Origin of the sequence: Bathymodiolus japonicus methanotrophic gill symbiont (genome assembly GCF_019721995.1) — a bacterium.
Taxonomy (GTDB): Bacteria; Pseudomonadota; Gammaproteobacteria; order Methylococcales; family Methylomonadaceae; genus Methyloprofundus.
Genome location: NZ_BLYC01000094.1, coordinates 1 through 6821, shown reverse-complemented (window position 1 = coordinate 6821; position 6821 = coordinate 1). Strand labels below are relative to the sequence as shown.

General features: G+C 37.7%; 7 protein-coding genes and 3 pseudogenes. 4 read left to right on the top strand and 6 right to left on the bottom strand.

Annotated features, from left to right (window positions below; genetic code table 11):
* Positions 1-1362: 1362 nt before the first annotated feature.
* Together K6984_RS29875 and K6984_RS29870 are read left to right on the top strand one after the other, a co-directional pair.
* Positions 1363-2136 (top strand): hypothetical protein, encoded by a 774-nt coding sequence (locus K6984_RS29875; RefSeq protein ID WP_221897898.1) that lies wholly within the window; start codon positions 1363-1365, stop codon positions 2134-2136.
* Positions 2137-2231: 95 nt separating this feature from the next.
* Positions 2232-2597 carry a hypothetical protein gene (locus tag K6984_RS29870; RefSeq protein WP_221898601.1) on the top strand — a complete coding sequence of 122 codons (366 nt, stop codon included), beginning with the start codon at positions 2232-2234 and terminating at the stop codon, positions 2595-2597.
* Here K6984_RS29870 and K6984_RS29865 read toward each other — a convergent pair.
* The 5 genes and pseudogenes from K6984_RS29865 to K6984_RS29845 all read right to left on the bottom strand — a co-directional run.
* Positions 2567-2875, bottom strand: a pseudogene (locus tag K6984_RS29865) (DDE-type integrase/transposase/recombinase); the annotation flags it as partial. The gene K6984_RS29870 and the pseudogene K6984_RS29865 sit on opposite strands and share 31 nt — an antisense overlap.
* Positions 2824-2988 (bottom strand): hypothetical protein, encoded by a 165-nt coding sequence (locus tag K6984_RS29860; protein WP_221898600.1) that lies wholly within the window; start codon positions 2986-2988, stop codon positions 2824-2826. The pseudogene K6984_RS29865 and the gene K6984_RS29860, both read right to left, overlap by 52 nt.
* A gap of 120 nt (positions 2989-3108) precedes the next feature.
* Entirely contained in the window at positions 3109-3204 is a 96-nt protein-coding gene (locus K6984_RS29855; RefSeq protein WP_221898599.1) for a transposase, read from the bottom strand.
* A gap of 122 nt (positions 3205-3326) precedes the next feature.
* Positions 3327-4493 carry an IS3 family transposase gene (locus K6984_RS29850; protein WP_087870166.1) on the bottom strand — a complete coding sequence of 389 codons (1167 nt, stop codon included), beginning with the start codon at positions 4491-4493 and terminating at the stop codon, positions 3327-3329.
* 108 nt (positions 4494-4601) lie between these two features.
* Positions 4602-4891 (bottom strand): annotated as a pseudogene (locus tag K6984_RS29845) (DDE-type integrase/transposase/recombinase); the annotation flags it as partial.
* Between the two features lie 116 nt (positions 4892-5007).
* Here K6984_RS29845 and K6984_RS29840 point away from each other — a divergent pair.
* Positions 5008-5331: a hypothetical protein gene (locus tag K6984_RS29840; protein ID WP_221898598.1), complete on the top strand. Its 324-nt coding sequence runs from the start codon at positions 5008-5010 to the stop codon at positions 5329-5331.
* Positions 5332-5341: 10 nt separating this feature from the next.
* Here the strand turns inward: K6984_RS29840 and K6984_RS36850 are convergent, their stop codons facing one another.
* Positions 5342-5638, bottom strand: coding sequence for a DUF4265 domain-containing protein (locus K6984_RS36850; protein WP_420831742.1), 297 nt, complete (start codon positions 5636-5638; stop codon positions 5342-5344).
* A 114-nt stretch (positions 5639-5752) separates the two neighbouring features.
* Here K6984_RS36850 and K6984_RS29830 point away from each other — a divergent pair.
* Positions 5753-6678 (top strand): annotated as a pseudogene (locus K6984_RS29830) (IS30 family transposase).
* Positions 6679-6821 lie beyond the last annotated feature (143 nt).

Genomic DNA, 6821 nt, shown 5'->3' with positions numbered 1-6821 from the left:
ACGCCAAATCTTGATTTTAGCTAAATAGAGTAATATTTAACTAAAACGACATTGTAGACTGTATGACTGCCATAATGATAATCCATCTTTAGATTGTAACATTTGAGATAAATATGCTCGCCTGAAACAATAACTTCGCCAATTTTAATTTAAGCCAAGAATGACAATCTTACACCCATATAAATCAATCGATTATAGGCTATAAAATTCATAAAAATGAGTTTATTTTAATTCTGGCGAAGGTATTGCTGAAAGGCGCAAGGTTTAAACCTTGCGAATGGAAAAAAAACCGCATAAAAGCCATTTTATATTTGCTATTGTTAATGGTGTTTTATCCATTTGCCGCATAAAAACAAGTTACAGTTGATTTTTATACAAACACTTATAGAACCCGTTTGAGCCACCATCACCACATAAACGACCATTTATGTGACACTCCTTGATAGTGTTATATGCGTGGCATTACTTAGGAACATAGTGAAACTGTGAATCAAATGTAGCTTAATAAATGTCCTGTACAAAAAATACACAATATAACCCTATCCCATATGTACCGTGGCTTTAATCCAGTTACTCAAAAGTAATACACACTTTTATCAACAGTTCTTGTGGGTAACTACGATATAAGAATTGTTGCTCACAATTTACACATAGTAATGTCACAGGGTTATTTATCTCTGCATGGTGTGATACATACGTCTTAATGTGAGTTATCAAGACAATAAAGCCTCACTAATAGTAATAGTTAAATGCGGATTGAACGGAAATCAAGTATTCATTAGGGTAGGTAAAATAGGGTGATAACTTTTACATGATGGGTAAAGGGTAGGCAAAAATAGCGACTCCCCGATTCCCTGATTTTCAGCGGGCGTGTTCACTCTAAATATGTGATGATTTTATGATGTGATAAATAGTTACACTTTCATAGAATAACAATTACGGGTGATAAAGTGGCATTAGTAACAATGACCGAGGCGGGTTCTGTCGCAAAAAATAAATATTTGTGTAAAAATCAACTGTAACTTGTTTTTTTGCGGCAAATGGATAAAACACCATGCAGGAGAAAAACAGTCTCATCCCATCATTAAAATTACGATAATATAGTGTTAAAGTCAATTACCATGGGGTATTCAGGAAAGTAATGGCTTGAAAAATAGAGCCATTTTCAGTTGAGCATGTGAACCTACTGTGGCTCAAATTAAATCTTATAATCGTAGGTAATAAGGTGATTTTATTTTTTGCGACAGAACCGTTGGGATTGCCTCCTATTTAGAAATCTTGAGACCCTATTGGGCGAAAACCTATGACGTAGAATTGGAATATTTAGCCCTTAGTAAGTAATAATTAATTAGGATAAGAAGAATGAATAATAAAATAAATAATAAAACAAACACTAAAATAGTAATAGGTACATTAGCCTTAGCATTATCTACCACAGCAACTGCATACCAAGCTGGTGATCCGCCAGAACAAGAAGGGCAAATCGAACAAATAACATTGAGCCAGTTGGCGGCTTATGATGAAGCTATAGTTGAGCGTAAAAAGACATGTGAAGAATTAAGAACTCGTGAGTCTTGGATGACAGATGCGGGCTATGCAAAGATACAAACGGGGTTACAAGATACTGAGTGCGCAATTTTGTTTAAAGTAGGAGATACTGGACTAGCTGGGGGTACTGTATTCCATACCTCTTCGGGTGGTAGACACGGGATGGAATCCTCACCAGAAATTATCTCAAACCTAGAATGGGGCTGCTATAACGTACCTGTATCTGCTAAAGGGCGGGATATTGGTACCGGAGCAGGGAATAATGCTCTAATGCTTGGGGAAAATTGTGAGAGTTATAATGGCGGAGAGACCGTATTCCCTGTAGTAGATAAATTTGTAGTTAATGGATACGATGATTGGATTGTTCCCTCAAGAGGTGAATTAGATAGGGTAGAGCATTATGTTAATCTTGAAGAATCTTTAGGCCAAGGGGGTGATGGTTGGGAACTTCCTAATTATATGTGGTCATCTACTATCATTTTGAATTATCCAAATACAAAAGCCTACGCTAAAAATCTATGGACTAGCAAGGGTGCAATGGCGGATAGAGCGTTTAGACTTAGTGTAATGCCAGTACGGAGCTTCTAATAAAAACGAGGTTTTAATTACACCCTAGAATGATGTTTTGGCTAGGTTTATTAGAGGTCTAGCCAATTCAGTTTACATTTTAATTTAGGATTTGTGTGTCTAAGATGGATATTATTTCGGAAAAGTTATTGGCAGATATCATGTCGGTATCGAGTACGACGATCACCAAGTGGAAGAGAGATAAAAAAATATCTCCTATCCCCTCAGATAGTAGTGGGGGAGGTAGTGAGTATTTATTAAAAGATCTTGCGCATCTTCCTCAAATAAAAGCGATGCTCGAATCTCCTAAATCCTTTCAGGAGGACGAAACTCCATTAAGAGATTATACGTCTATTGAATTATTTGCGGGAGCTGGGGGACTCGCCATTAAGCAATACGGTTCTGTCGCAATAATTATCAAAAGCACAGACCTCCTGGTCTTCAGGCATAACTATCCTGCTAAAGCCATAAACTGCTTATAAGCAGGAATATTTTCCTCAGACAATTGCCCCTTTCGGATGATATGTGCCGTTTGAATTCCATCAATTGTTGCTTGGGCGGAGTGAAACGCTTTAAAGCCCATCATCGGTTTTGTTATTTTTTTGATAAAGCGATGATCCTGTTCGATGATGTTATTCAAATATTTAACTTGTAATATGTCAATCATAGTGGCAAACCCAGCGAGGATTAACAAGAGGTTAATATTGGCTAATCCTGCATAGTTAGCGCCACTTTTATCCATAACGACCTTATCAGGCAGGCGCGCCATGCTACCTCACTAAATTCCGGGACTCCTGTCGCCGTAATTCGTTCACCTACGCAGCGAATAGGAGATGCTCCAGCCGCCCTGCGTCCGCCACAGACTGAGCACAAAGCAGCTCAGTCATGGCTACCACAAATGGCTCTACGGCTATTCGGGATAAAATTTTAGCCTCCCTCGCGCGCTATCGCGCACTTCGGATTGGCAAATTTCCCTGCGCCTTCTGGAGACTATCAGCCCGTCCGGGGCTGACAGCGAAAGCCATTATTGTTAATCGTTTGTTTAAAAAATGCGGTTGCAGCCTCTTCATCACGGTGCTCAGAAAGCATGAAATCAAGCGTATCCCCGTGACTATCAACATGCTGGCAGAAACTTACTAAAGATTTCCTTGAACAAGTATAGCACCCCAAAGAGTCAAGACAGATTTTTCAACAATCCTTATTCCATATTCCTAAGCCGCTTCATTCTGCTGTTCATTAGCTAAAATACTTTCTCTATATACATTCATTGGTTTTTTATAGTCCAGGGTTTCATGAAACCGTTGATGATTATAAAACTCAATATAGTCATCAACATCTTCTATTAACGCTCTAATTGAACCATATTCATTTAAATAAATACGCTCACATTTTGCACTTCGCCAAAACCGTTCAATACAAATATTATCCGTTGCTCGTCCTTTTCCATCCATAGAAATAGTAATGCCTTTGTTTTTTAGTCGTTGGGTATGAATTTCACTGGTGTATTGACTGCCTTGATCCGTATTAAAAATTTCAGGTGTTCCGTAGAGAGAAAGCGCTTCATCTAATACATCCATAACTAAAAAAGAATCCATTGTGTTTGATATTTTATGGGCGAGCACTGCTTTTGAGTGCCAATCAATAATCGCCGCTAAATAAACCATCCCTTCTTTGGTTTTAATATAGGTTATATCTGTACTCCAAACTTGGTTAGCGTGTGATATATCAAGATCTCTAAGCTTATAAGTATATTTTTTATGTTCTTTTATGGGGATCGTTGTATTGACTTGTTTTACCGCTAATACGGCTTTCAAGCCCATCTGCTGCCGATAACTCGCCACCGTGTTTAAACTGACTTTAAAACCACCTTCAAGCAACTGCTGGTGTACTTTAGCCGCACCATAAATAGGGATGTCTTTAAAAATGTGATTAATCTGAGTTTTGATCTCTTCTTTCTTTTTATTCTCTCTTTTTTTGTAATAGAGATTGCTTCTATTTAATCCTAATAATGCACACTGCTGTGTTAGAGGTAGAGTGTTAAGCTTGGGCTCAATCAACTGTTTTCTATCAGATGAGTCCAAGCTTTTTAGCTTTTTTTCGAGCCACTCCTTTTCAACCGTCATTTTTCCTACGATTTTTGTGAGCATCTCATTTTGTTCTTGAGCTGCTAATAGATCCTCTTTGTAATCTTTAACGGCTTTGGAGGGCTCCATTGCTATTTCTGCATTGTCTAAGAATATTTTTTTCCAGTTTTGTAGGTTCTTAGGTGTGATGTTATTTGCACTGGCAATTTCTTGCAGTGTTTTTTCATTCTTTAAAACTTCTAATACCAACTTGCTTTTAAATTCAGCACTGTAGACCGTTCTTTTTCTGCTCATTTTAATACTCCAATTTTTTACAAATAGTAACTAATTTGGAATAAGATTGCTTTGATTTCTTGTCTGGATTTGCTGGGGGATTATAGACCTCCTGGTCTTCAGGCATAACTATCCTGCTAAAGCCATAAACTGCTTATAAGCAGGAATATTTTCCTCAGACAATTGCCCCTTTCGGATGATATGTGCCGTTTGAATTCCATCAATTGTTGCTTGGGCGGAGTGAAACGCTTTAAAGCCCATCATCGGTTTTGTTATTTTTTTGATAAAGCGATGATCCTGTTCGATGATGTTATTCAAATATTTAACTTGTAATATGTCAATCATAGTGGCAAACCCAGCGAGGATTAACAAGAGGTTAATATTGGCTAATCTGCATAGTTAGCGCCACTTTTATCCATAGCTGAGCATATGATCTACCTTTTATTGAAATTGAGAATTATGATAGCAGATAACGTCGGAAAGGGAGATTTATGCGACAGAACCCTATATAGCTATTGGAGACGCAGTTACAACATTGGAGCTTATAAATAATCCCTCTCTTGTCTCTCTTACAAAATGGATTGAAAATGATAAAAAAGAGCTTGTGGATGGTTGTCTCCGTTCATTACCTATGCACCATATAATTCTTAGTGATGATTACATTCAAAAAATAATTGCATATGTATCATTACAAAAAAATCAAAATTTGAATTTTTTGGCAATTGCTGCAACACCTGGCTGGCCAAGAAACTTAACTAAAGATTTCCTTGAACAAGCTATGACTAGCGATATTGAAGACACAAAAAAAGCTGCAACAGCAGCTTTAAATGGCAAATATCTAAAGTGGAGTCCATTATAGGCAATGTTTACTAGAGTGAGTGTCCACAATGCCCCTCCTCAAATCCCCATATTCCTTCTCGCTCCCCCTTTTCAAGTAATTCATAAACTAGATATATATCCGACTTTGGCGGCACATCAATAGCATACAAGGATATTTTATCCATATCTGCACTTTCATATGAACACCCCTGCTTTTCAAGGGGGTTCCAAAATTTTAAAAAATCTTTATCAGATATATTTTTTTCTAAAAGGATACGATAAGTTGAATGGCCTGCCGCTATTGATGTTGACTCAAATAATAAATCGTCATTTTGTATCTCCTGAATTCGTATAATAAGTGCATAACCCTCTGCAAGTATTGGCTAGACTAACACCTGTTGAATTAAGACAAGACATAGGTGTAAAGTAAACAGCTACCAAACAATTTACAGAGGCTACAAATGAGCTATACACACCTATGTCCTGAAGAAAGATATTATATAGAAATTGAATTAAAAAAGGGAACTTCACAGAATAAAATAGCAGAAGCCTTAGAACGAAGCCAAAGCAATATTTCACGCGAGATTAAACGCAATACAGGTCAAAGAGGCTACAGGCATAAACAAGCAGAAGATTTTGCCCAAGAACGACACAAAAACAAGCCTAAAGAGGTTAAATTAACGGATGAAATAAAAGGCATTGTTAATGTTCGCATTGAGGATGACTGGAGTCCTGAGCAGATTGCAGGGCGGTTAAAACAAGAAGGTATAATTAGTCTTCATCATGAAACAATCTACCAGCATATTCTGGCGGACAAAAAGGCAGGGGGTGAACTATACAAGCATCTTCGGCATCAGAACAAAACCTATCGCAAGCGGTATGGGTCAGCCCATAATAGGACAGGAATCCCTAATAGAGTCGATATAGATGAGCGTCCTGAAGAGGTCAACAACCGTAAGCGTATAGGTGATTGGGAGGCAGATACAATCATTGGGAAAAATCACAAAGGGGCGATTGTAACGTTGGATGAGCGAGTCTCTAAATTACGGTTGGCCTTCCCTTTAGCGGGGAAAAAGGCTCAATATGTATTAGACGCAACTATTTTAATGCTTGATCCTATAAAAAGCTAGGTTGTGATACGTATTTTGCGACTCCCTACAGCTCTTGGGAAAGAGGGCAAAATGAGAATGCTAATGGCTTATTAAGACAGTATTTCCCTAAAGTAATGGAGTTGATTGATGTTACGATAAAAGAGGTTTTTATAGCCGTTGATAAGCTAAATAGTCGCCCTAAAAAGTGTCTCAATTACAAAACACCTTATGAGGTATTTGAAGAGCTGACTGGGATAGATATGAAAAATTTATTGGGTTATGTACTTATGACTTGAATTCAGGTGCTATCATAATTCTCAATTTCAATAAAAGGTGGTTCATATGCTCAGCTTCAAAGGCACCCTCTTTCCATTTGAGTAGCCAGCTAGCCCAGTAACAAGATAGGTGTCCATGGAAAAAATATAAGGCTTTTTTGAGC